This is a genomic window from Idiomarina sp. (assembly GCF_048265525.1).
Lineage (GTDB): Bacteria > Pseudomonadota > Gammaproteobacteria > Enterobacterales > Alteromonadaceae > Idiomarina.
Genome location: NZ_JBLXBI010000003.1, coordinates 122,178 through 146,177 on the forward strand (window position 1 = coordinate 122,178; position 24,000 = coordinate 146,177).

A 24,000-nucleotide genomic window follows, 5' to 3' on the forward strand; every position below is an offset into this window, starting at 1 on the left:
GATGCAAGCGTAGTGTTGTGAACAAAAATCCTCCATAATAGTCAGTAAGAGTTATGAGCTAATTTATGTCGGTGATTTCGGTTTCAACACTTTGGCGTGTTTCTGGCGTAAGTTCTGGCGTAATAAAAATGAAGTCATGGAGCAGATAATTGAAGTGGTTTAAGCGGCTAATCTACACCTTGCTGGTGTGTATTATTCTTGGCGGGGTAACGGTTGGCAGCCTTTACTTTTATGTAAAACCGGAGCTACCCAGTGTGGAAACCTTGCGGGAAGTGCGTCTGCAGACTCCTATGCAGGTGTTTACTGCCGATGGTGAGTTGATTTCGCAATTTGGTGAAAAGCGCCGAATTCCGGTAAAACTGGAAGACGTACCTCAACCGCTTATTGACGCCTTTCTCGCTACCGAAGACAGTCGCTTTTATCAGCACTTTGGGGTTGATCCTATTGGTGTTGCCCGTGCCTTTAGCGTGTTGCTCACCACCGGTGAAATTCAGGAAGGTGCCAGTACCATTACCATGCAGCTGGCGCGAAACTTTTTCCTGAGCTTTGATCGGGCCTGGATGCGCAAGGTGAAAGAATCCTTTATTGCGGTTCACATTGAACAGCTGCTGAGTAAAGATGAAATTCTTGAGCTTTATTTGAATAAAATCACCTTTGGTCACCGTGCCCATGGTGTCGGTGCTGCTGCACAAGTGTATTACGGTAAGCCGCTAAGCGAACTGACGCTGGCGCAAATGGCAACTATTGCCGGTTTGCCTAAGGCGCCATCCAACCTGAACCCTATTTCAAACCCCATCGCCTCTAAAGCGCGTCGCCGCGTTGTGCTATTGCGCATGCTGGATGAAAAGAAAATTACTCGCGCAGAGTTTGAAGAAGCCGCTAATGCGCCCGTTACAGCCCGTCGACACGGTGCCGAAGTGACAGTTAATGCGCCTTATCTGGCGGAAATGGTGCGTCAGGAAATGGTGGATCGTTACGGTGAAGACAAAGCCTATAACGAAGGTTACCGGGTTTACACAACCATAAGAAGTGACGTACAACTTGCCGCACGTCAGGCTATCTGGGATAACCTGCACAGTTATGATGAACGACACGGTTACCGCGGCCCTGTCAGCATATTGTGGTCTGCAGAGAAAAACGAAGAACCTGTTAAAGAACCGGCCATACGTAAGTACCTGGAGCAACTGCGTGTTATTGGTGCGGTAACGCCGGCGGTTGTAACCGCGGTCGGAGAGCAATCGGCTGACATATTAGTTAAGGGTGAGGGCAAGTTAACCCTGCCATGGAAAGCGATGCATTGGGCTCGAGAGTATCTGAACGAGGAACGTCAGGGGCCGCCACCGGAAACCGCAGATGAAATTATGCAGCCGGGCCATGTTATTTGGCTGCGCCGGGTGAATGACGACAGCGAATGGCGCCTGGCACAAATTCCTGAGCCGAGTTCTGCGGTGGTATCTTTGCGCCCGGATGATGGCGCTGTTGCCGCTGTTGTGGGCGGTTACAGTTTCCAGCTGAGCCAGTACAATCGTGCGTTGCAGGCAGAGCGTCAGGTAGGTTCTAATATTAAACCTTTGATTTACTCAGCCGCGTTTGAAGAAGGTTTAACCCTGGCTACGCTGGTGAACGATGCACCAATTAACCAGTGGAACCCCGGTTCAGGTGTCGCCTGGCGGCCGAAAAACTCACCAGAAGTCTATGAAGGCCCTATTCGTTTGCGTAAAGGCCTGGCTAAATCCAAGAACGTGGTTTCGGTGCGCTTAATTCGCGAGCTGGGGGTTAAAAAAGTAGCGGATCATTTGGCTAAGTTTGGTCTGGATCGCTCAAAAATTCCTGAAAACGAGTCGCTATCTCTGGGTTCTTTGTCAATGACCCCTATGCAAGTGGCTCGTGCTTATGCGGCGTTCTCGAACGGCGGTTTTCTGGTAGAGCCATACTTTATCAAACGCATTGAAGACGCCGACGGCAACGTGATTGAGGAAACCGACCCTGTGCGCGCCTGTTTCGACTGTGACAAGCGGGCTCCTCAGGTCATTAGCGAGCAGAATGCGTTTCTGGTTGAGCAGGCAATGAACTCAGCTGTCTGGGGCGGCGGCAGCTGGCCAAATGGCACTGGCTGGAACGGTACGTCGTGGCGTATTCAGCGCTCTAAACCTATTACTGAAGCCGTTGGCCGCAATATTGCCGGTAAAACCGGTACCACTAACGATGTTCGTGATACTTGGTTCTCAGGTTTTACATCGGACCTTGCGACGACTGTCTGGGTGGGTTTTGATGATGTTTCCCGTAAGCTGGGACGCACGTCGAAGCACCCTGAAGTTGATTCCAGTCAGCAGGCAATAACCGGCGGTGAAGCGGGAGCTAAAACCGCGCTACCGGGCTGGATCCTGTATATGGAAAAAGCACTGCCACTGTTTCCGTCTCGCGACTTTGGCATTCCGCCGGGAGTGGTGAATGTTCGTATCGACTTAGAAAGTGGGAAGTTGTCGCACAAAAGCGATCACACAACGCGGTTTGAATATTTTATACGTGGCACTGAGCCCACTGAATACAGTCGCGACAACGGTCAGTCTAACGGTGACATCTTTGAAGATGATGACGACGACTTATTCTAATCAGGTAAAATCGGCGTAATAAAAGCAGGGGAGCGTTAAGCTCCCACTGCCAGTTTACTCAGTAACTGATTCAGGTCTGACTGCACGCCACCGGCGGTAACGTGTTTACCCGCGCCAGGCCCGCTAATAACTAACGGCATTTCTGAATACCAGTCGGTGTAGATAACGAAGATGTTTTCACCGGGTATTAAGTTGGCCAGCATGTCTCCTTCCGGAATGTACTCAATACCAACCTGAGCAGTAACTCTTTGCTCATCACTGACGGTAAAGCTCGCCAGCAGTCGCGGCACTTTGCCGTCTTTAGCCGCTTCGTCCAGCATGGCTGTCATAGGCTCATCAAGTTCCGATAAGCGCTGCATAAACTCGCTAAGTGGCAAGTCACGTAAATGTTCCGGCACCAGACTTTTTACTTCAATATCCTGCCAGTCCAGTTTTAAGCCAATTTCGCGCGCCAGAATCAGTAATTTACGCACTAAGTCCTGACAGGACAGATCTTCACGGGGGTCAGGTTCGCTGTAACCTCGTTCTTTGGCTTCTTTTACCAGTGAACTGAAAGTGACTCCTTTGGTAAAATTCTCAAACAGCCAGGACATGGTTCCTGAGAAAATACCGGAGATACTGCGAATTTCGTCGCCGGAATTACGCAAGTCGTTTATAGCGTAGTTCAGCGGCAGCCCGGCACCCACCGTGGTGTTGTACAGCCATTCACGCTTGTACTCGTGCTGAATGGTACGAATTTCACGGTACAGTGCTTCATCGGCGGAGCCCGCGCGTTTGTTGGCGCTGATAATGTGCAGACCGTTTGCGAACAAGCTGGGATACAGCTGCGCGACTTGTTTGGCGTCGGTTAAATCAATGACGACCAGCTCGTCGTATGGTGCATTTGGTAGCTCGCGCAGCAGTTCCGTGAGTACATAAGGTCGCGCCAGGCGGTCGAAGTCTTCTGCCCACTGAGTTAGCTCTACGCCATTGTAATCCAGCCATAAGCGCCGTGAGTTGGCGATGCCCATAACCCGAACGTCCATCACCTGATTAATACGGTCACGCTGTTGTCGGAACAGTTCCAGCCAGGCTGTCCCAATGTTGCCGCGACCAATAACCAGCACGCCCAGGCTGCGACGATAGTTAAACAATTGGCTGTGCAGGCGGTTGAGTAAACGGTTATCAAGCTTTTGCTCCAGAATGGCAACAGCAGAGTCACCGTTTTGCGTCAGGGCAAAGCGCCGCACTTTTTGCTCGGAAAGTTGCAGTTTAAAGGTCGAGAACTGGTCGGTTTCCTGAATGCGGTTACCGACAATGGCCAGCATGGAATAGCCGCGAATTTGAGTTATGGCGTCACCGGCACCCAGACTGTCTAACCAGCCGGTCAGGTAGTCTAAGTGGTTTTGGTGAAACACCAGATACTGCTGATGGTTTTCTGGCTCGGTCCAGCTGACCAGCGGCTCTAATTCCAGTTCATCCAGACGTTTTACTAAGGCTTTATCGTGCAGCTCAACCTTAAACAGCACCACCTCAGACAGTGAAGTGAAGACTTTTCCGCGGGGCTGGGTATTTTGGAACTGACCAATACGCGTTTGCTGATTTTCTACTTTCAAACTGGAGCGAACGGAAATGACCATGCGCTGGCGGTCGACTGGTTGAAAGGTTCTTGGGTGCAGAACAGGGCTGCCAAGGCGCGCCAGTTCTTCGGCTTCGGTCCAGTCTAATGTTGGCAAGCTGACCACGCGCTCTACTTTGCGCGGATCTGCCGAATAAACGCCGGCCACGTCTTTCCAGATAGTAACCTGGCGTGTATCCAGCAGACTGCCGACTAAGGTCGCTGAATAGTCGCTGCCGTTACGCCCCAACGTTAAACTCTCGCCATTTAAACCGCGGGCAATAAAGCCGGTAACAATAAAGCGGGTGCCCGAGTGAGGAGCCACTCTTTGTAATAGTTTTTCACGAGAATGTTCTACCTGAATAACGGGCTCAGGGGCATCTGCGGCGAGTAAAAAGTCCCGGGCATCAATGTGGTCGGCGCGGGTGCCCTGTTTTTGCAGTAAAGCTGATAACAAGCGGGCAGACCAGAGTTCGCCGTACGACAGTAACTCGGCGTTATGGCTAATATCTTCGTCACCGGCCAACCAACGACGCCAGCGAGTGAAATCTTGTTGTGAATGCTGCAGTAGTTGCTGCTGTAAATTGCCGCTTAATAATTCGGTGATCAGCCCTTGCTGAAAACTCTCCAACTGATCGAGCAGAATGCTGGCGGTATCGCCCGGCTGAGCTTTGGCATTAATAATGGCAAGAATGCGATTGGTTGTATCTCCAGCTGCGGAAACAACGACTAAGTCGCTGGCACCGGCGTACTCGGTTACAATTCGGGCAACGCGGCGATAGCAGAACGCATCGGCAAGACTGCTGCCGCCAAATTTGTGCACCTGAACGCTGTCGGCAACGGCTTGCTTATGCTCTTCTGTGAGCTGAGTTGTGGTCATTCCGCCTTCCTTAACTACTCGCTTGAATTAGGTAACTGCTACTAAGGCTAAAATATTGTCAGGCAAATGTCAGCAACTTTTAGCCATCTAGACGGATAAAATTTGACGGGGTCATTCATTCGGGTACAATTCATTATAACTTATGTGGTTTTGTTATATAGCGGGACAATAACAATGAAATGGAACGGCGAATATATTTACCCTTATGCTGAACACGGTCGTAAGAGTCAGCAGGTGAAAAAAGTTACGGTCTCAATACCCACGCGCGTGTTAAAAGTATTGACCGATGAACGAACCCGTCGCCAAATTAATAATCTGCGCCATGCTACCAACAGCGAACTGCTGTGTGAGGCGTTTTTACACGCTTTTACCGGTCAGCCGCTGCCGGAAGATGAAGATTTGCAAAAATCTAATCCGAATAAAATCCCCAAAGCGGTGCGCGAAGAGCTGGAAGCCCGGGGATTACCGATTCCGACCGACGAAGAGCTCGACGATTAATCCTGCATATAATTTTTTGGTAAATCGATTTTAGCTGCGCCGGACTTCACCGCGGCTTCGGCAACGGCGCGCGATACGCGTGGGCACAAGCGCGGGTCAATTGGTTTAGGAATAATATAATCACGGCCGAAGGTTAATTCTTTGACACCGGCCGCTTTTAATACCGATTCCGGCACCGACTCTTTCGCCAGCTGGCGAATGGCTTCTACCGCTGCAACCTTCATTTCGTCATTAATCGCAGTAGCACGCACATCTAATGCGCCGCGGAACATAAACGGGAAGCATAAAACGTTGTTCACCTGGTTCGGGTAGTCTGAGCGTCCGGTTCCCATAATCAGGTCATCACGCGCCGCCATAGCGGTTTCCGGCTTAATCTCCGGGTCTGGGTTAGAGCAGGCAAACAGAACCGGGTTAGGCGCCATAAGTTTTAACTCTTCTGCGCTAAGTAAGTTTGGTCCTGAAACCCCAACAAAGATATCGGCACCTTCAATAACGTCTTTTAGCGTACGTTTGTCGGTATTGTTGGCAAACAGCTGTTTGTATTCGTTTAAGTCATCACGACGGGTGTGAATAACGCCTTTTGAGTCGAGCATATAAATGTGTTCACGTTGTGCGCCACATTTAATTAAAAGCTCCATACAGGCAATGGCGGCAGCACCGGCACCAAGGCAAACAATGCGCGACTCTTCCAGCTTCTTACCCTGAATTTCCAACGCGTTCAGCATACCGGCGGCCGTCACAATGGCTGTACCGTGCTGATCATCATGGAATACCGGTACATTGCAGCGCTCTATTAACGCCTGTTCTATTTCGAAACATTCAGGCGCTTTAATGTCTTCTAAGTTGATGCCACCAAAGGTATCGGCAATGTTAGCAACGGTATTGATAAAGTCCTGAGTAGTACGATGATTCACTTCAATATCAATAGAGTCTAGTCCGGCGAAGCGCTTAAATAGAAGAGCTTTGCCTTCCATTACCGGTTTTGATGCCAGTGGCCCTAAATTGCCCAGACCAAGAATGGCGGTTCCGTTAGTAATAACCGCAACCATATTGCCTTTGGCCGTATACCGGTAGGCAGCGTCTGGGTCCTGAGCTATTTCCCTAACCGGCTCTGCGACGCCCGGGCTGTATGCCAGAGCTAAATCCTTGCTGGTTTCTGCGGGAGTGGTGAGTTCAACCGAAATTTTACCCGGGGTCGGGTATTCGTGGTAATCCAGTGCCTGTTGGCGAAAATCTGTCATGCGGTGATACCTGAGTCTGGTTATCAGAATGCCAATCAGTCTATCGCTTTTATGCTAAGAAACAAATCTTACCTCCGTCTTTATGCCGAATGACGCGAACTAAATTTAACGAGTGTTCAAAAGTACACCAGTTAACTTTTCTTTAACAATAGGAGGTTTAGGCGAGCGGGCACAAAAAAAGGCGCTGTTTAGCGCCTTTCTCTTAAAATCTGCTGTTAAGCAGCGTTTTCTATAGGTTTTCTTAGGAGTCTTTCTTGCCCAGAGCACCAAAACGCTTCTTAAATTTATCAACACGACCACCAGTGTCCATTACACGTTGCTTACCAGTGTAGAACGGGTGGCACTCTGAACATACGTCCAGGTGAAGATCTTCTGAGCGGGTTGAACGCGTTTCGAACGTGTGACCGCAAGAACAGCTGACTTTTAAAGTCTCGTACTTAGGATGAATACCTTGTTTCATGGGGTTACCTCAGTTATGGGCCGCATCGCCATTCGATCCAAAGCCGAACACCATGCGCAAAAAAACATCAATGAATTAAGAGCCGCGCATTTTATGTGATCCTGCGCCTGTGATCAAGCAGAATCTGCTGCCTTGTATTCTGCGCGGTAGCGTTCCAGAATAGAGCCATGAAGCAAGCCAGCACCGGCAGTGAACGACGTTATAAAGTCGCACTGCCGTTACCTCTTCGACAAACCTATGATTATCTGTGCAAAAGTGCCGAGCCACTGCCGCAGGGAGTCCGCGTGCGCGTGCCTTTTGGCCAGCGTCAGCTAGTGGGTTATGTGGTTGCCGAAGCCAATGACGAACCGCCAACATTTGAACTGAAAGCGGTCGCTTCGGTACTGGATGAGCAACGGCTGTGGCCGGATGATATCTGGCAACTGGTGCGCTGGTCTTCCGATTATTACCACCATTCATTGGGGGATGTAGCCGCCAATAGCCTACCGGTTTTGTTGCGCAAAGGCGATGCGCCGGAATATCTGACCGAAACTTTTTATGCATTGACCGATTTAGGCCGGGCGCAGTCCATTAATGATTTAAAAGGGGCGGCAAGACAGCAGCAGGTGCTGGCGGCGCTCAAGAATCAGCCGCTCAGGCGCAGTGACTTGACCGATATAGGCGTAACCTCAGCCGTGCTTCGTACCTTGCAGGATAAAGGCTGGATTGAAGTGCGCGAGCAGGCACCGGCAAAAACACAGGGCTGGCAAAAGCAGTCATCGGTGCTAAAAGAGCAGGGTCATGCGCTGAATACCGAACAGGCAGTGGCGGTTTCGACCATTAACCAACAGCAGAAGCACAGCACTTTGTTGCTGGAAGGGGTTACCGGTAGTGGTAAAACCGAAGTGTATTTGCAAGCCATGGAACCGGTACTGGAACGTGGTGAACAGGTGTTGGTACTGGTACCGGAAATAGGCCTGACTCCACAGACTTTGCAGCGCTTTAAAGAACGCTTTGACGCGCCGGTGGTGATGCTGCATTCCGGTATGAGCGACAGAGAGCGACTGAATACCTGGCTGGATGCAAAGCACGGACATGCGGCAATTATTATCGGTACCCGTTCGGCGGTTTTTACGCCCTGCCAGAAGCTAGGGCTTATTGTGGTCGATGAAGAACATGACTTGTCCTACAAACAACAGGACGGCTTTCGCTACCATGCCCGGGACATTGCTATTAAACGGGCGTCGTTGCTGAATATTCCGCTGGTGCTGGGTAGTGCAACGGCCTCGCTGGAAACCCTGAATAACGCGGTTAGCAAGCGCTTTCACTGGCTTAAGCTGGGGCAGCGCGCTGGTGGCGCACAAATGGTTAAACACGAACTTATTGACCTGAAACAGCAGCCCATAAAAGCCGGTGTTTCTAAAGCTTTGCAGGAACAAATTCAGGTAGAAATTGAGCGTGGCAATCAGGTACTGCTGTTTCTTAACCGTCGTGGTTTTGCACCGGCGTTAATGTGTCACGAATGTGGCTGGCTGGCGCAGTGTCATCGTTGTGACGCTTATTACACCGTACATAAAACCCATCAGCAGCTGCAGTGTCACCATTGTGGCAGCCAGCAGCGCATACCTCGCCAGTGTGGCTCCTGTGGATCGCCGCAGATGATTTCTCATGGTGTGGGTACCGAACAGTTAGAGCATAGCCTGAAAGAAATGTTTCCGGATCGAGGGGTGCTGCGCATTGACCGGGACTCAACCCGCCGTAAAGGTCAGTTGGATGATTACCTGCAAAAAGCTACAAATAACGAGTACCCTTTGCTGGTCGGCACGCAGATGCTGGCAAAAGGCCATCACTTTCCGCATGTGACGTTGGTGGCGCTGCTGGATGTCGATGGCGCGCTTTACAGTGCGGATTTCCGGGCAGCAGAGCGTTTAGGCCAGCTTTACACTCAGGTGGCTGGTCGCGCCGGGCGGGAGCACAAAGCCGGGAAGGTGGTACTGCAAACTCATCATCCGGAGCACGACTTAATTCAGGACTTACTCAACAACGGTTATTCACACTTTGCCCTGACCGCACTTGCCGAACGCCAGCAAAGCGAGCTGCCGCCGTTCTCCTATTTGGCTCTGTTCCGTGGGGAAGCAACCGACAGAGACTCGGTGGTACAGGCCATGACGCAAATTCAGCAGTTAATGCCGCAGGTGGAAGGTGCGTTTTTACTGGGGCCGATGCCAGCTTTAATGGAGCGTAAAGCTGGTCGTTACCGCTACCAATTACTGCTACATTGTCAGTCACGTAAATTGCGTTTTCAGCTTATTGAACACTTGTTGCCGCAGATTAACGCCTTGCCGTTATTGAAAAAAGTGCGCTGGTCACTGGACATTGATCCACAAGACTTCAGCTGATTAACAACTAAGCGGTTTTTTTTATCGAGCGTAGCGATTAAACTAAGCGCTTTGAATTTCCTCTTCGATTTTTCATACAGGTAGTCGCATTAATGAAAGAACAACTTGAACAGTTACTGGCCGAAGCCATTGGTCAACTTAAAGCACAGGGCACAATTCCGGCGGATCACTCAGTAAACATTCAGTTGGACCGACCCCGCGATAAGTCGCACGGTGACTTTGCGACAAACCTGGCATTAATGCTGGCAAAGCCGGCGAAATCGAACCCGCGCCAGTTGGCAGAAGCCATTGTTGCTGCGGTTCCGGAAAATTCTTTACTGTCAAAAATGGACATTGCGGGTCCCGGTTTTATTAACTTCACCATTTCGCAGGACCAGTTGAAAGACCAGCTAACCGCAATGCTTAACAGCGACAGCCTGAACGTGGATGTGGCAGAAGAAAGCAAAACCATTGTTATTGACTACTCGTCGCCTAACCTGGCCAAAGAAATGCATGTAGGCCATTTACGGTCAGCCATTATTGGCGATGCCGTGTCCCGTGTGTGTGAATTTTTAGGGCACAAAGTGATTCGCCAGAACCACGTGGGCGACTGGGGTACGCAGTTTGGTATGTTATTGGCGTACATGGAAGCGCTGGATAATCAGTCGGCAGAATACGAACTGAGCAATCTGGAAACCTTTTATAAAGCCGCCAAGCAGCGTTTTGATGAAAGCGAAGAATTCGCCGACCGTGCGCGTCAGCTGGTGGTAAAATTGCAGTCGGGCGACGAGTATTGCCTGAAGCTGTGGAATCAGTTTATTGATGTCTCACTGAGCCATTGTCAGGACGTTTACGACCGTCTGGGCGTTAAGCTGACTCGTGACGATGTGATGGCAGAAAGTGCCTACAACGACAAATTGCCGGGCGTTATTGAGCATCTGCGCGAGAAAGGCCTGTTGACTGAAGATCAGGGCGCGCAGTGTGTGTTCCTTGAAGAATACAAAGGCAAAGAAGGCGAGCCGCTGCCAATTATTGTGCAGAAAAAAGGTGGGGGTTATCTTTATGCCACTACCGACTTAGCCGCCATTGAGTACCGTCAGAAAGAATTGGGCGGCGACCATTTGATGTACTTTGTGGATGCCCGTCAGGCACTGCATTTTGACCAAATTTTTACGCTGGCGCGCAAAGCCGGTTTTGTGGAAGGCGATATACAGCTGAACCATTACGGTTTTGGTACAGTAATGGGCAAAGACGGTAAACCTTATAAAAGTCGTGACGGCGGCGTAACCAAGCTGGCTGACTTACTGGATGAAGCCGAACGCCGTGCGCTGGAACTATTGCAGCAAAAAACTACCGACCTTAGCGAAGAGCAGCAGAAACGAGTTGCTGAAGTAGTGGGTATTAGCTCAGTTAAATACGCGGACTTATCGAAAAACCGTACCAGCGACTACGTTTTCGACTGGAACCACATGCTGACTTTTGAAGGCAACACTGCACCTTACCTGCTTTATGCTTTCACCCGCGTGAACAGTATTTTTGACCGTTTAGGCGACACCGCCTTTGACCGTAACGCAGATATTATTCTGAGTGATGAGCGCGAGCTGGCGCTAGCGAATCAGTTGGTCCGTTTTAACGAAGTACTGCATCAGGTTCAGGATAAAGCGATGCCGCATTTCTTATGCGGTTTCCTGTTTGATTTGGCCGGTCGCTTCTCTAGTTTTTACGAAGCCTGCCCAATTTTGAATCAGGAAGACGAAGCCCTTCGTAACAGCCGTCTGAAGTTGTCGATGTTAACCGCCAACGTACTGAAACAAGGCCTGGAATTACTGGGTATTCCAACCCTGGAGAAGATGTAACGCACTATGGATTACGCGAATCGTAAGCCAAAATCGCCAAAACGTAAGCCGGCTAAGAAAAAGGGAACCAATAAAAAACAGCAACGCGGCGCGAAACCGGTTGCTGAGCGTAAACCGGTGCCTTGGTTCGTGGTCGCTGTTGCCATTGGTCTCATTGCTTTTTTCAGCTATATTCTGGTGCAAATTAGCGGTAAGTCTGAACAGGTTGAACAACCGCTAGTGCAACCGCCTCCGGCGGACTTATTGCCGAAGAAATCGGCTGAGCGCTGGCGTTACATTGAAGAGCTAAGAAGTAAAGAAGTGGAAGTGGATGTGCCGGAACGCGAAGTGGGTCCACCGAAACTCATGCAATGTGGTTCTTTCCGTCAGCAGGAGGACGCTGAAAGGTTACGTGCACAAATTGCGATGGCGGGGCTGGAATCTCAGGTGCGCTCGACTGAAGGCAGTAATGGGCTTTGGTACCGAGTCATTCTGGGGCCTTATGAAACCAAACGCGATGCCGAACGTGATCGCCATAAATTGCAGCGTAATCAGGTGTTTGGCTGCGCAATCTGGAACTGGAATATCGATTAGTCGACATTCACCATTGAAAAATACGATATAGACCCTCAAATACTTGTCATCGACGTCACTAAGACAAAAAAGAGGGTCTTGATTTGACTACTATCGTATCTGTTCGCCGCGGCGATAAAGTTGTTATTGGCGGTGATGGCCAGGTTTCTCTGGGTAATACCGTAATGAAAGGCAACGCGCGCAAAGTGCGCCGTCTCTACCACGATAAAGTGCTGGCAGGTTTTGCCGGTGGCACCGCTGACGCTTTCACACTATTCGAACGTTTTGAATCCAAACTTGAGCAACATCAGGGGAACCTGATGCGTGCGGCTGTGGAGCTGGCAAAAGACTGGCGTACCGACCGTGCTTTGCGCCGACTGGAGGCATTGCTTGCGGTTGCTGACAAAGAAACGTCATTAATTATTACCGGTAATGGCGATGTCGTGCAGCCGGAAAACGACTTGATCGCGATTGGCTCCGGTGGGCCGTTTGCGCAGTCGGCAGCAAGAGCTTTGCTGGAAAATACTGACTTAAATGCCCGCGACATTGTGCAAAAAGCACTGACCATTGCAGGCGATATTTGCGTGTATACCAACGGCAACCAGACCATTGAAGAAGAAGAGTCTATTGCTGAAGACAAAACGAAGCAGGGGAAAAAATAAGATGTCTGAGATGACCCCAAGAGAAATTGTAGACGAATTAAACCGACATATTATTGGTCAGGATAAAGCCAAACGCGCTGTCGCTGTTGCTTTGCGTAATCGCTGGCGCCGGATGCAGCTGGATGACGAGCTGCGTCAGGAAGTAACACCTAAGAATATCTTAATGATAGGTCCTACCGGTGTGGGCAAAACGGAAATTGCCCGTCGGCTGGCTAAATTAGCGAGAGCGCCTTTTATTAAAGTTGAAGCGACTAAGTTCACAGAAGTGGGTTATGTGGGTAAAGAAATTGAATCCATTATTAAGGATTTAACCGACGTTGCTGTGAAACAAACGCGCGAAGAAATGATGCAGAAGGTACGTTACCGCGCTGAAGAAGCGGCGGAAGAGCGTATTCTGGATGTACTGCTGCCACCGGCTAAGACGTCTTCTTCTGGTTGGGCTCAGCAACAGGAAGAGACGCCGGAAAACGATGACCAACGTGGCACGCGTCAGGTATTCCGTAAGAAATTGCGTGAAGGCCAGCTGGACGACAAAGAAATAGAAATTGATTTAGCCATGCCGCAAATGGGTGTTGAAATCATGGCGCCGCCGGGAATGGAAGAAATGACGTCGCAATTGCAGAACATGTTCCAGAACATGGGCAGCGATAAGACCAAGGCGCGCAAAATGCGCATTAAAGACGCTTACAAACAATTGGTTGATGAGGAAGCGGCAAAGCTGCTGAATCCTGACGACGTTAAAGAAGCCGCTATTGAGTCGGTTGAGCAGAACGGCATTGTCTTTTTAGATGAAATTGACAAAATTTGTAAGCGTGGTGATACCAGCGGGCCAGACGTTTCCCGCGAAGGTGTGCAGCGCGATTTACTGCCTTTGGTTGAAGGTACAACGGTGAATACCAAGCACGGTATGATAAAAACCGATCATATTCTATTTATTGCTTCTGGTGCATTCCAGATGAGCAAGCCGTCTGACCTTATTCCGGAGCTGCAGGGCCGTTTGCCTATTCGGGTTGAGTTGGAAGCACTGACTAGTGGTGACTTTGTTCGCATTCTGACAGAGCCAAGCGCGTCGCTGACCACTCAGTATCATGCTCTGCTGAACACTGAAGGCGTAGAGGTAAGCTTTACTGAAGAAGGTATCCAGCGCATTGCTGAAGTGGCCTTCCATGTAAACGAAACCACAGAAAATATTGGTGCGCGTCGCTTACATACGGTGCTGGAGCGTTTAATGGAAGAAATTTCGTTCCATGCCACTGACCACAGCGGTGAGAAACTGGTTATTGATGCCGACTACGTGAATGAACATGTCGGTGAGCTGTCACAGGACGAAGACTTAAGCCGGTTCATCCTGTAAAAAAACTCTGCAGAAATTGTAGAGCTAGAAAGCCGTTGCAAACTCTCCGGGTGGCAACGGCTTTTTGTCGCCCTGAATTTGGCGTTCAATAAACTGCTCGGCAAATTGCAGACGCATTGGTGGTGAATAGAAGTAGCCCTGCATCATGTCGCAACCCAGCTTTTGCAACATGTCCTGTTGCTCTTCGGTTTCAATGCCTTCGGCAATAACGCGTTTACCCAGACCGTGAGACAAACGGATCATAGCTTTTAAAATGGTGACATCGTTATTATTTTGCTGCAGTTCGCTGACAAAGCTGCGGTCTATTTTAATTTTGTTAATAGGTAATGAACGAAGGTAAGCCAGTGAAGAATGGCCGGTACCAAAGTCATCAATAGAAATACCAAAACCCATTTCCCGCAACCGCTGGATAACACTCATGCCGTTGTGTAAATCTGACATAGCTACGTTTTCGGTAATCTCAAGCTCCAGCCATTCAGGTGAAATACTGTAGTCTTCCAGTAGTTGCTGCATTTTTTCGATTAATTGAAAATGCTGAAATTGCGGCGCGGATAAATTCACCGCTATGGGCCAGCAGAGACCAAACTTTTGTTTCCAGGAGGCAAGGATAGCCGCCGCGTGGTTCAGCACCCAGTCATCCAGTTCGGTGGAAAGCCCCAATTGCTCGATATATGGCAGAAACTCTGCTGGACTCAGTAGGCCGCGATCAGGATGTTGCCAGCGGATCAGGGCTTCAAAGCCGCAAAGCTGTTGATGGTCAAAATCAAACTGCGGCTGAAGATACAGAGTGAACTCATTTTCCCGCATCGCGCGTCGCAAAATTGGCTCCATATCAACCAGGTAAGAGTACATCTCATCCATGCCCCGCTCATAAACGGTAACACTGGGCTGGTGTGACTGCTTTGCCTGAGTCAGCGCAATGGTTGCTTTGTTCAGCAGAACTTCTGAGCGACTGCCGTGCTGAGGGTAGCGGGAAATACCAATACCAGCGGCAATATTCAACGTTTTTTCACCCACTTCAATGGGCTTACTCAGTGTGTCCTGAAGTTCTGCAGCTAAGTCTTTTATAAGACTGCGACTTTTTAAATGATCAAAGGCAATTGCAAAGACATCGCCGCTGATACGGGATACCGCCAGGGGCTGTTTGCGAAAGTTCTGCAGGCGTCGGGCAATTTCTTTTAACACTTGGTCACCACCGCGAATACCAATGTTTTCGTTAACCACTTTAAAGCGACTGACGCCAATAAGCATAATGGTTAACTGGCGGTTATTACTGCGGCAATACTCGATGAATAAAGGAATTTTACTGACTAGCTGATCACGGTTAGAGACCCCGGTCAGTGCGTCATGGGTATGCAGATACTCGGCTCTTTGAATGGCGCGCACGGCGGTATTGCGTTCAGATTCCAGCAGCCAAATAATTATGCCGACAATGACGGCGGCAATGAGAATAACGGTGAACAGTGCCTGAAAGCTGAGGATCCAGTCAATGGCGTTGCCGGGCAAGAAGAAAATAGCACCGAGTACAATAAAGTTTTTAAAACCAATGCTGAAAAAGCCACCGGATACCAGTTTGGGTCCAATACCGCTTCCTAATTTCCGCCACATGAACAAGCTGACCGCCACTAAGACAGAACCTGTGACCAGAAACCTCATAAACCCGGCATTGGGCGTGCTACCAGCGTAGCTGATGGTTGGTTCCAGCCAAAAGTATGAAATAATGCCGCCCAGCAGAGACGCCGCATAAGCTATGTATTGCCAGTAGTTTTGTGGTTTTTTATTAAAAGCGGCGCAAGAGGCACCCAGGGCAATAAAAGAAATGGCGAGGTACTGGCAGGTTAAAGCAACCCCCTGTAAACCACTGGACCAGCTAAGCGCAGACTCAGGCGCGATCATGGCGCTACCGGCCAGAAAGGCTCTGATGATTTCTCCAGGACCAAATGCACAGCAGGCGAAAGCCCAGTAGCCTAGATAATCGCGCTGATAGTATCTATGGTAATACATCAGTAAAGCGGCAAATCCGAGCAGAAAAACTGCCTGTATTGAATGCGCAAAGGTCTCTATAGCCAGACTGGTCATGAGGTCGAGCTGGGGCATGAAAATAGCAATTCACTTTATTATTATTATGGTTAGTTAGATTAAACGGGTTTTTATCCTATAATTCAAGGGTTTCGTTGCCGCTATCAGGTTGCTTTTGTCCGCACCGGATAGCAGGTATACTGCCAGCTACTGCTATAGCAACGTCAGGAATACAATCATGGAATACAACACTTCAGAACTTTGCGATTTATACCCCGATATGGTCGATGTGGTTGAACCCATGTTTGAGTCTTACGGAGGCCGCAGCTCTTTTGGTGGAAGTTTGGTTATTATCAAGTGCCACGAAGATAAAGGGCTTATTGAGGAAACCATTGCTGCCGACGGTGGTGGTAAGATTCTATTGATTGATGGTGGTGGCTCATCACGCCGCGCTCTGGTTGATGCAGCTATTGCTGAGCAAGCCATGGATAACGACTGGGAAGGCATTGTCTGTTACGGCGCCGTGCGCGAAGTTGACGCGCTGGAAGAGCTGGATATTGGGATTCTGGGCGTTGCTTCTATTCCGGTTGGCGCTATTAGCGAAGGCGTAGGTGAACTGAATGTGCCGGTAAACTTTGGTGGCGTAACCTTTTTGCCGGAAGACCACCTTTATATCGATACTACTGGCGTTATCTTGTCTCCGGAACCATTAGATATTGAATGATGAGTGACATCTCTTACTTAGAACTGACCGACCCGGCAAAATGGGTCACGGTACGTGAACAGGAAACGAAAATTGGCCAGGCCATTCGGGGGCTTTCTGAACAGGGCACTTACGAAGAAAGCCTGGCGGCAGCTTGGGAAGACGGCCAGCGTGTAGCATTAGTCGGTATTCCCGAGAGTATCGGTGTGCGAGCCAACCTTGGTCGCGCCGGTGCCGATGACGGTTGGCAGGCTTTTTTGAAAAGCTTCTTAAACCTGCAAAAAACGGGGCTACTTTCTACGCACGAACTGTTGTTGGTTGGAGCGGTTAATTGCGACGACTTAAACGAAAAGGCCGCTGAACTCGATGCTACAGACGCTCATGATCTTGCCACTTTACGTGAACTTTGTGCGCAGGTTGATGCCCGCGTCGAGAAAATTCTGACACCGTTGTTCGAGCAGGGTTTTGAAGTCATTGTTATCGGCGGGGGTCACAATAATGCGTATCCGCTGCTGAAAAGTTTGCATAAAGTGACAGAGGAAGCTTGTGGTGCGGTCAATTTAGACCCTCATGCAGACTTCCGTCCGCGCGAAGGCCGCCACTCGGGCAATGGCTTTAGCTACGCTTATATGGAAGGTGCGTTGGAGTTTTACCATATTGTTGGCCTGCATCAGGGCAAAAACTCCGCCAGCAGCCTACGCCAACTGCAGGATGCCGGAATGCGTTACCATACCTTGCACCGCTTATATGAGCGGTCATTTGTTGAGGTGATGGACGAAGTGGTAGCGAAAGCCGTGTCCTGGCAGCGGCCGCTGGGTATTGAAGTTGATGTTGATGCATTAAATGCCGTACCGGCTAGTGCTGTAAACTATGTTGGCTTAAGTCTGGGCCAGGGTTTTCAGTACGTTAAGCGTTTAGCTGAGGTGAACGAAGCGCGTTATTTACACCTTGCCGAAGCCGCGCCGTCATTGTGCAGTGCAGGCTTCGACGAAGGTATGAAAATATGCGGACAGTTGCTTAGCGAGCTGACCACGGCTTATTTACACGGTCGTGAGCGACGCCGTTAAACCACAAGGTTTTTAACGGGTTCACGCCAAACTGGTAAGTGAGCTCAGCGGCGTCTTTGCAATTCCAGAGTGCTAAATCTGCGTAACAGCCTTCGGCAATAACGCCGCGTTGGTTCTCGCCTAATGCTTTTGCTGCATTGACGGTAACGCCCCGCAGACACTCTTCCGGTGTCATGTGGAAAAAGGTCGCAGCCATTTGCAGCATTAACGGTAAGTTATGAATCGGCGATGAACCCGGGTTTGCATCGGTGGCAATGGCCATGGGGACACCGTGTTTGCGCAGTAACTCAACCGGCGGTTTTTGCGTGTCGCGCAGGAAGTAAAATGCGCCGGGCAATAACACCGCCACAGTGCCATTTTCGGCCATGGCCTTCACACCCTCTTCATCCAGTTGCTCAAGATGATCGGCCGATAATGCCTGATAGTCCGCGGCCAGTTTGGCGCCTTTCTGGTTGGTGATTTGCTCGGCGTGAAGCTTGATTGGCAGCCCTAACTCTTTTGCCGCTTTAAACACTTTTTCGGTTTGTGCCGGGCTAAATCCAATACTTTCACAAAAAGCATCAACCGCGTCGACCAGGCCTTCATTAGCCAGTCTCGGTAAAATGTTTTGAATAATTTCTTCAATATAGCCGTCGGAGTTATTGCTAAATTCGGCAGGCACCGCGTGTGCCGCCAGCAAAGTCGTTTTGATGTTCACCGGTAACTGTTTAGCTAACTGACGCGCTACGGTTAATTGTTTGCGCTCGTTTTCCAGATCCAATCCGTAACCGGACTTCACTTCTATGGTGGTCACCCCTTGCGACATGAGCGTTTCTGCGCGCTCTAAAGCCAGTGCCAGTAACTCTTCTGCGGAGGCTTCGCGAGTGGCTTTAACCGTACTCTTGATACCACCGCCCTGCTCAGCAATTTCCTGATAGCTGGCACCATGCAGACGTTGTGCGAATTCGTTAGCGCGGGACCCGGCCCAAACCAGGTGAGTGTGGCAATCAATTAACCCGGGAGTCAGCAGACCGCCGTTACCGTCAATTACTTCTGCAGTTGGGGTGGCGGGGGCGTCAAAAGCGGCACCCACAAATTCAATTTTGTCCTTATTAATAATGACTGTAGCGTCCTGGATAAGGCCATAACCCTTATCATCAGTCATTGTCGCTGCGTTGATATTTTCTATGCGTTGCATAACAGTCCTTTAAGGTTGATTCTGATAAAAGAGTAGCAAAAGCTGCTTGTATATACAATTATTCTGAACTAGACTTTTAACCTCAAAAACATCGAGTCATGTCATTTACATGTTGGGGTCGGGATGAATAAGTTCTCAAAGATAAAACAGCATATTTATCTGAAGATAGAATCCGGTGAGTGGCCTGAAAACCACCCTGTCAGTTCAGAAAATGCCTTGTCGGCGCAGTTTTCTGTCAGTCGAATGACGGCAAGGCGTGCGCTACAGGAACTGGCCGACGAGGGTCTGGTCATTCGTACCCAGGGCTCTGGTACCTACGTTGCGCCAATTAAGTCGCAAACCTCATTTATGGCCATTCGCAATATTGCCGATGAAGTGCGTTCACGCGGTCACGACTACCGCGCCAAAGTGCATATGCTGAAAGAACAACCGGCCTCGACTCAGGTAGCTGAAGCGCTGGAACTGGAAGAAGGCAGCCCGGTGTTTCATTCGTTGATCACTCATTATGAAAACGACTTGCCGGTGCAGCTGGAAGAGCGTTTTGTTAACCCCAAACTGGTTCCCGATTATCTTAAGCAGGACTACAGCAAGGTGACTCCGCACGAATATTTATGCGTGGTCAGCCCGCTCACCGAAGCCAGTCATCAAATTGAAGCTATTCTGCCGGTCAATACTCTCTGCCAATACTTAAGTATCGACCGTCACGAACCTTGTCTCAGAATTTTGCGCCGCACCTGGAGCTCTGGTGGCGTGGTAACTTTCGCCACGCTGACCCATCCGGGCTCCCGTTTTAAGTTAGGCGGCCATTTAACCTTTAAGGAGTAAGTCATGTCATTCACCCGTTTGGATAAAAGTCGCAAAATTAGCGCACCTCATGGAACCGAGCTAACCACCTGCAACTGGCAGGTGGAAGCTGCAAAGCGGATGCTGATGAACAATCTGGATGACGAAGTGGCGGAACACCCACAGGCGCTGGTTGTTTACGGCGGCATTGGTCGTGCAGCGCGCAGTTGGGAATGCTATGACAAAATTATTGAAACCTTAGAGCGTTTAAAACCAGACGAATCGCTGTTGATTCAATCCGGTAAGCCGGTAGGTGTATTTCCTACCCATGAAAACGCGCCGCGCGTGCTGATTGCAAACTCTAACCTGGTGCCTGAATGGGCAAACTGGGAACACTTTAACGAGCTCGATAAAAAAGGCCTGATGATGTACGGCCAGATGACCGCAGGTTCCTGGATTTACATTGGCTCGCAAGGCATTGTGCAGGGCACCTATGAAACCTTTGGTTCGGTTTCGCGTCAGCACTTTAACGGTGACGCGAAAGGTAAGTGGGTACTTACTGGCGGTCTTGGCGGCATGGGTGGAGCTCAGCCATTAGCGGCAACCATGGCCGGTTTTTGTATGTTGGCTGTTGAATGTGACGAGTCACGTATCGATTTCCGTTTGCGCACCGGTTACGTGGATCATAAAGCCACTAACTTAGACGATGCGTTAAAACTGATTAATGACGCTATGGCAAAAGACGAAGCCATTTCAGTGGGCTTACTGGGGAACGCCGCTGACGTTTATGCGGAATTGCAGCAGCGCGGTGTAACGCCGGACGTAGTGACTGACCAGACCTCAGCCCACGACCCTCTGCATGGTTACTTGCCGCAGGGCTGGACACTGGAAGAATACAAAGCGAAGCAGGAAAGCGATGCCACCGGTACGGTAAATGCTGCGAAAGAATCCATGGCTGTGCAGGTGCGCGCTATGTTGCACTTCCAGAAAGAGGGCGCGGCCGTACTGGATTACGGCAACAACATTCGTCAGATGGCCAAAGACGTTGGTGTGGATAACGCTTTTGACTTCCCGGGCTTTGTGCCTGCTTATATTCGTCCGCTGTTCTGTGAAGGTATTGGCCCATTCCGTTGGGTTGCGCTTTCGGGTGACCCGGAAGACATCTACAAAACCGATCAGAAAGTCAAAGAACTGATTCCGGACAACGAGCACTTACACAACTGGCTGGATATGGCCAAAGAACGCATTAGCTTCCAGGGCCTGCCGTCACGTATTTGCTGGATTGGCCTTAAAGACCGTGCCCGCATTGCCCGCGCGTTTAACGACATGGTTAAAAGCGGCGAGCTGAAAGCACCGGTTGTTATCGGCCGTGACCACCTGGATTCTGGCTCAGTTGCCAGCCCTAACCGTGAAACCGAAGCTATGCAGGACGGATCTGATGCGGTATCGGACTGGCCGTTGTTGAATGCTTTGCTGAATACAGCAGGCGGCGCTACCTGGGTCAGCCTTCACCATGGTGGTGGCGTTGGCATGGGTTACTCACAGCACGCCGGTGTGGTGATTGTAGCCGACGGTACCGAAGAAGCTGACAAGCGGTTAGGCCGGGTGCTGTGGAACGACCCGGGTACTGGTGTTATGCGTCATGCCGACGCCGGATACGATATTGCGAAAAACTGCGCCCGTGAACAAGGGCTTGATTTACCGATGCTGGATACGAAGTAAGGAGGTTGCATGAGTCATTTTGAATTACAGCCAGGAAAATTGCAGTTAAGTGAACTGCGCAACTGGTTTTATCAGCATCAGACACTGAAGTTGTCTGATGAAGCTAAGGACAACATTGCGACTTCGGCGAAAACCGTTGCAGATGTGCTGGAGCAAGGACGAGTGGTTTACGGTATTAATACCGGTTTTGGGCTGCTGGCGAATACCCGCATTCCCCCTGAGCGTCTGACTGATCTCCAGCGTCGTATTGTGTTATCGCACGCTGCCGGCACCGGCAACCTAATGGAAGACGCCGTGGTGCGTTTAATGTTGTTGCTGAAAATTAACTCTCTGTCGCGCGGCTTTTCTGGTGTACGTCCGGTGCTGGTTGATGCGCTGATCAAGCTATTGAATGCCGAAGTGTACCCGTGTATACCGGAAAAAGGTTCGGTGGGTGCGTCGGGCGACTTGGCACCGTTAGCGCACATGGTATTGCCCTTAGTAGGCGAAGGCACGGTTCGTCATAACGGCGAGGTACTAAACGCTGAGGAAGGCTTGAAAATAGCGGGTATTGAGCCTTTTGAACTTGCGCCGAAAGAAGGTCTGGCCTTATTAAATGGTACTCAGGCATCAACGGCATTAGCGTTGGCAGGTCTGTTCCGTATTGAACGTAATTTCCATGCCGCCATTGTGGTGGGTGCAACTTCTGTGGAAGCCGCTATGGGCTCGCGGGCGCCGTTTGATGAACGTGTTCACGCAGTACGCGGACAACCAGGGCAAATTAAAGCCGCCGAAATGTTGCGTCATATACTGACCGACAGTTCCGAAATTGCTAAAGACCACGAGAACTGCGAAAAAGTGCAGGATCCGTATTCTCTACGTTGTCAGCCTCAGGTAATGGGTGCGGTGCTAGACCAAGTTGAGCATGCCTCGGGTATTTTAGTGCGCGAAGCCAACGGTGTTACTGACAATCCACTGGTGTTCAGCGAAGAGCAGGATATTATTTCCGGTGGTAACTTCCACGCAGAGCCAGTCGCTATGGCAGCCGATATTCTGGCCATTGCTGCCAGCGAAATTGGTGCTTTGTCAGAGCGTCGCAGTGCATTGCTAATAGACAGTCATTTAAGCAAGTTACCGGCATTTCTGGTCAATGACGGCGGAGTTAACTCGGGCTTTATGCTGGCGCAAGTTACCGCTGCGGCATTGGCGTCAGAAAATAAAACGCTGGCGCATCCGGCGTCTGTGGACAGTCTGCCAACCTCTGCTAACCAGGAAGACCATGTGTCGATGGCAACCTTTGCGGCACGTCGGTTAACGGACATTGCTAAAAACGTCAGTGATATTGTTGCGATTGAGTGGTTAGAAGCGGCACAGGGTCTGGATTTCCGTCGCCCTTTAAAAGGTGCAGCAGCAGTTGAAACCGCATTTAACTGCTTACGTGAACAAGTGGCTTACTATGCTGAGGATCGTTTCTTTGCGCCGGACATTAAAGCGGCCAGTGACCTGATTCAAAATGGTGAGTTAGCGGCAGTGGTGAAACTACCGCATATTTTGTCTGAAGCTTAATTCTGCGGGCTAGTCCCGTTTAGCCAGAACCACAAAGCGGCCGGTAAATTCTGCTACCGGCTGCTCTTCATCCAGTATCTGAGCTTTAATCGTTAAACGCGCATTTTTCCCTTGTTTTAACGCGGAAAAGTCACCGGTAACGTCGCTTAAACGAGCTATTGCCCGAGGTTCCTGGGTAACCGGCTTGTGGTAATGAATGTTACCATCGCCTAACACCACGGCTCCTTCCAGTTCCCGCTCTAACAGCTGTAAATGTAGCAATCCCCAGCAGGTTAAAGTACCCAGTGAGTAAATGCTGCCGGCAAACATGGTGCCGTGTACGTTAATGTTCCGCGAGAGTACTGCGCGGGTTTCGAAGACACGACCAGTATATTGATGGATTTTAATGCCCATGGCATCGGAAATAGGAATGTCTTCCTGCCAGGTTTTCTGTAGTTCGGTACACCACTCAGGCCGATAAATAATGCGGTTATACTCAGTGAAAGACTTACGTAGATGATGTTCTGCCATGGGGTTATTTACGGTATCGGCTTCTTCCGCTACGTCGTAACCACATTTCTTATAAAAGCCAATGGTGTTGTCGCGTGAGTTGATCACGACATGTGTTGCGCCTTCTTTGCGCGCAGCAAGCTCAAGAGCGTAGATAATAGCGACCCCATGCCCTTCACCCCGGAACTCAGGAGCTACCGCCATAAAACGTATTTGAGCCTCTTCCGGGCTGTTAAAGTGAAGGCGGCCAACCGCAACGGCTTCCTCTGCTTCATTTACCACCATTCGGTGATGGCCAACCTGATCGTACTCGTCTTGTTCCGAGCCTAAAGGTCGTTGAAAAGGCTCGCGAAGAACCCGCCAACGAAGGTAGTAATAACGTTCGAGTTGTTCGTCTGTTTCCGGAGTAATAACGCGATACATAGG

18 protein-coding genes are annotated in these 24,000 nt (G+C 50.1%); 12 read left to right on the forward strand and 6 right to left on the reverse strand.

All coding sequences use genetic code 11. The features are described 5' to 3' along the window. Positions 1 to 149: 149 nt before the first annotated feature. Complete coding sequence (locus ACN0TF_RS08190; RefSeq protein WP_417441533.1) at positions 150 to 2,612, forward strand: penicillin-binding protein 1A; 2,463 nt, start codon at positions 150 to 152, stop codon at positions 2,610 to 2,612. Between the two features lie 35 nt (positions 2,613 to 2,647). Here ACN0TF_RS08190 and ACN0TF_RS08195 read toward each other — a convergent pair whose 3' ends face one another. Next, complete coding sequence (locus tag ACN0TF_RS08195; RefSeq protein WP_417441534.1) at positions 2,648 to 5,089, reverse strand: bifunctional aspartate kinase/homoserine dehydrogenase II; 2,442 nt, start codon at positions 5,087 to 5,089, stop codon at positions 2,648 to 2,650. A 174-nt stretch (positions 5,090 to 5,263) separates the two neighbouring features. On the opposite strand from ACN0TF_RS08195, the gene metJ reads away from it, so the two are divergent. After that, positions 5,264 to 5,587 (forward strand): met regulon transcriptional regulator MetJ, encoded by a 324-nt coding sequence (metJ, locus tag ACN0TF_RS08200; protein WP_011235689.1) that lies wholly within the window; start codon positions 5,264 to 5,266, stop codon positions 5,585 to 5,587. Here the strand turns inward: metJ and ACN0TF_RS08205 are convergent. Together ACN0TF_RS08205 and rpmE are read right to left on the reverse strand one after the other, a co-directional pair. Next, positions 5,584 to 6,828, reverse strand: a complete 1,245-nt coding sequence (locus ACN0TF_RS08205; protein WP_417441535.1) for a malic enzyme-like NAD(P)-binding protein — start codon at positions 6,826 to 6,828, stop codon at positions 5,584 to 5,586. The two genes, metJ and ACN0TF_RS08205, sit on opposite strands and share 4 nt — an antisense overlap. A 241-nt stretch (positions 6,829 to 7,069) precedes the next feature. Next, positions 7,070 to 7,288, reverse strand: a complete 219-nt coding sequence (rpmE, locus tag ACN0TF_RS08210) for a 50S ribosomal protein L31 (RefSeq protein WP_011235687.1) — start codon at positions 7,286 to 7,288, stop codon at positions 7,070 to 7,072. Between the two features lie 167 nt (positions 7,289 to 7,455). Here rpmE and priA point away from each other — a divergent pair, with 167 nt between their 5' ends. The 5 genes from priA (at position 7,456) to hslU (ending at position 14,069) form a co-directional block, all read left to right on the forward strand. Continuing rightward, entirely contained in the window at positions 7,456 to 9,666 is a 2,211-nt protein-coding gene (gene priA, locus ACN0TF_RS08215; protein ID WP_417441536.1) for a primosomal protein N', read from the forward strand. Between the two features lie 92 nt (positions 9,667 to 9,758). After that, positions 9,759 to 11,501, forward strand: a complete 1,743-nt coding sequence (gene argS, locus ACN0TF_RS08220; protein WP_011235685.1) for an arginine--tRNA ligase — start codon at positions 9,759 to 9,761, stop codon at positions 11,499 to 11,501. A gap of 6 nt (positions 11,502 to 11,507) precedes the next feature. Then, positions 11,508 to 12,074, forward strand: coding sequence for an SPOR domain-containing protein (locus tag ACN0TF_RS08225; protein WP_417441537.1), 567 nt, complete (start codon positions 11,508 to 11,510; stop codon positions 12,072 to 12,074). 83 nt (positions 12,075 to 12,157) lie between these two features. After that, positions 12,158 to 12,715, forward strand: coding sequence for an ATP-dependent protease subunit HslV (hslV, locus tag ACN0TF_RS08230; protein ID WP_011235683.1), 558 nt, complete (start codon positions 12,158 to 12,160; stop codon positions 12,713 to 12,715). 1 nt (position 12,716) lies between these two features. After that, on the forward strand, positions 12,717 to 14,069 hold the full coding sequence (hslU, locus tag ACN0TF_RS08235; RefSeq protein WP_011235682.1) for an ATP-dependent protease ATPase subunit HslU: 1,353 nt from the start codon (positions 12,717 to 12,719) through the stop codon (positions 14,067 to 14,069). Positions 14,070 to 14,093: 24 nt separating this feature from the next. Here hslU and ACN0TF_RS08240 read toward each other — a convergent pair whose 3' ends face one another. Beyond that, a complete protein-coding gene (locus ACN0TF_RS08240; RefSeq protein WP_417441538.1) occupies positions 14,094 to 16,166 on the reverse strand; it encodes a putative bifunctional diguanylate cyclase/phosphodiesterase in 2,073 nt (690 codons plus the stop codon). 160 nt (positions 16,167 to 16,326) lie between these two features. Here ACN0TF_RS08240 and rraA point away from each other — a divergent pair, with 160 nt between their 5' ends. Together rraA and ACN0TF_RS08250 are read left to right on the forward strand one after the other, a co-directional pair. Then, the gene (rraA, locus tag ACN0TF_RS08245; RefSeq protein WP_011235680.1) at positions 16,327 to 16,812 is read left to right on the forward strand and encodes a ribonuclease E activity regulator RraA; all 486 of its coding nucleotides are present in this window, start codon (positions 16,327 to 16,329) and stop codon (positions 16,810 to 16,812) included. After that, positions 16,809 to 17,858: a formimidoylglutamase gene (locus ACN0TF_RS08250; RefSeq protein ID WP_417441539.1), complete on the forward strand. Its 1,050-nt coding sequence runs from the start codon at positions 16,809 to 16,811 to the stop codon at positions 17,856 to 17,858. Before rraA ends, ACN0TF_RS08250 begins: the two co-directional genes overlap by 4 nt. Here ACN0TF_RS08250 and hutI read toward each other — a convergent pair. Beyond that, positions 17,809 to 19,035, reverse strand: coding sequence for an imidazolonepropionase (gene hutI / locus ACN0TF_RS08255; RefSeq protein ID WP_417441540.1), 1,227 nt, complete (start codon positions 19,033 to 19,035; stop codon positions 17,809 to 17,811). The genes ACN0TF_RS08250 and hutI overlap by 50 nt on opposite strands. A gap of 123 nt (positions 19,036 to 19,158) precedes the next feature. Between hutI and hutC the strand changes: the two genes are divergently transcribed. The 3 genes from hutC to hutH are packed head-to-tail and all read left to right on the forward strand — an operon-like array spanning position 19,159 to position 23,085. After that, the gene (gene hutC / locus ACN0TF_RS08260) at positions 19,159 to 19,860 is read left to right on the forward strand and encodes a histidine utilization repressor (RefSeq protein WP_011235677.1); all 702 of its coding nucleotides are present in this window, start codon (positions 19,159 to 19,161) and stop codon (positions 19,858 to 19,860) included. 3 nt (positions 19,861 to 19,863) lie between these two features. Then, positions 19,864 to 21,540 carry a urocanate hydratase gene (gene hutU, locus ACN0TF_RS08265; protein WP_417441541.1) on the forward strand — a complete coding sequence of 559 codons (1,677 nt, stop codon included), beginning with the start codon at positions 19,864 to 19,866 and terminating at the stop codon, positions 21,538 to 21,540. 9 nt (positions 21,541 to 21,549) lie between these two features. Then, positions 21,550 to 23,085 (forward strand): histidine ammonia-lyase, encoded by a 1,536-nt coding sequence (hutH, locus tag ACN0TF_RS08270; protein WP_417441542.1) that lies wholly within the window; start codon positions 21,550 to 21,552, stop codon positions 23,083 to 23,085. A gap of 9 nt (positions 23,086 to 23,094) precedes the next feature. Here the strand turns inward: hutH and ACN0TF_RS08275 are convergent, their stop codons facing one another. Continuing rightward, positions 23,095 to 23,997, reverse strand: a complete 903-nt coding sequence (locus ACN0TF_RS08275; protein ID WP_417441543.1) for a YiiD C-terminal domain-containing protein — start codon at positions 23,995 to 23,997, stop codon at positions 23,095 to 23,097. Positions 23,998 to 24,000: the final 3 nt, after the last annotated feature.

Excerpts from the sequence above, each read along its gene's own strand:
- hutH (WP_417441542.1), top strand. The coding sequence starts at position 21,550 with ATGAGTCATTTTGAATTACAGCCAGGAAAATTGCAGTTAAGTGAACTG.
- hslU (WP_011235682.1), top strand. The coding sequence starts at position 12,717 with ATGTCTGAGATGACCCCAAGAGAAATTGTAGACGAATTAAACCGACAT.
- rraA (WP_011235680.1), top strand. The coding sequence starts at position 16,327 with ATGGAATACAACACTTCAGAACTTTGCGATTTATACCCCGATATGGTC.
- priA (WP_417441536.1), top strand. The coding sequence starts at position 7,456 with ATGAAGCAAGCCAGCACCGGCAGTGAACGACGTTATAAAGTCGCACTG.
- rpmE (WP_011235687.1), bottom strand. The coding sequence starts at position 7,288 with ATGAAACAAGGTATTCATCCTAAGTACGAGACTTTAAAAGTCAGCTGT.
- ACN0TF_RS08205 (WP_417441535.1), bottom strand. The coding sequence starts at position 6,828 with ATGACAGATTTTCGCCAACAGGCACTGGATTACCACGAATACCCGACC.
- ACN0TF_RS08250 (WP_417441539.1), top strand. The coding sequence starts at position 16,809 with ATGATGAGTGACATCTCTTACTTAGAACTGACCGACCCGGCAAAATGG.
- ACN0TF_RS08275 (WP_417441543.1), bottom strand. The coding sequence starts at position 23,997 with ATGTATCGCGTTATTACTCCGGAAACAGACGAACAACTCGAACGTTAT.
- argS (WP_011235685.1), top strand. The coding sequence starts at position 9,759 with ATGAAAGAACAACTTGAACAGTTACTGGCCGAAGCCATTGGTCAACTT.
- hutI (WP_417441540.1), bottom strand. The coding sequence starts at position 19,035 with ATGCAACGCATAGAAAATATCAACGCAGCGACAATGACTGATGATAAG.
- metJ (WP_011235689.1), top strand. The coding sequence starts at position 5,264 with ATGAAATGGAACGGCGAATATATTTACCCTTATGCTGAACACGGTCGT.
- ACN0TF_RS08240 (WP_417441538.1), bottom strand. The coding sequence starts at position 16,166 with ATGCCCCAGCTCGACCTCATGACCAGTCTGGCTATAGAGACCTTTGCG.
- ACN0TF_RS08225 (WP_417441537.1), top strand. The coding sequence starts at position 11,508 with ATGGATTACGCGAATCGTAAGCCAAAATCGCCAAAACGTAAGCCGGCT.
- ACN0TF_RS08195 (WP_417441534.1), bottom strand. The coding sequence starts at position 5,089 with ATGACCACAACTCAGCTCACAGAAGAGCATAAGCAAGCCGTTGCCGAC.
- hutU (WP_417441541.1), top strand. The coding sequence starts at position 19,864 with ATGTCATTCACCCGTTTGGATAAAAGTCGCAAAATTAGCGCACCTCAT.
- hutC (WP_011235677.1), top strand. The coding sequence starts at position 19,159 with ATGAATAAGTTCTCAAAGATAAAACAGCATATTTATCTGAAGATAGAA.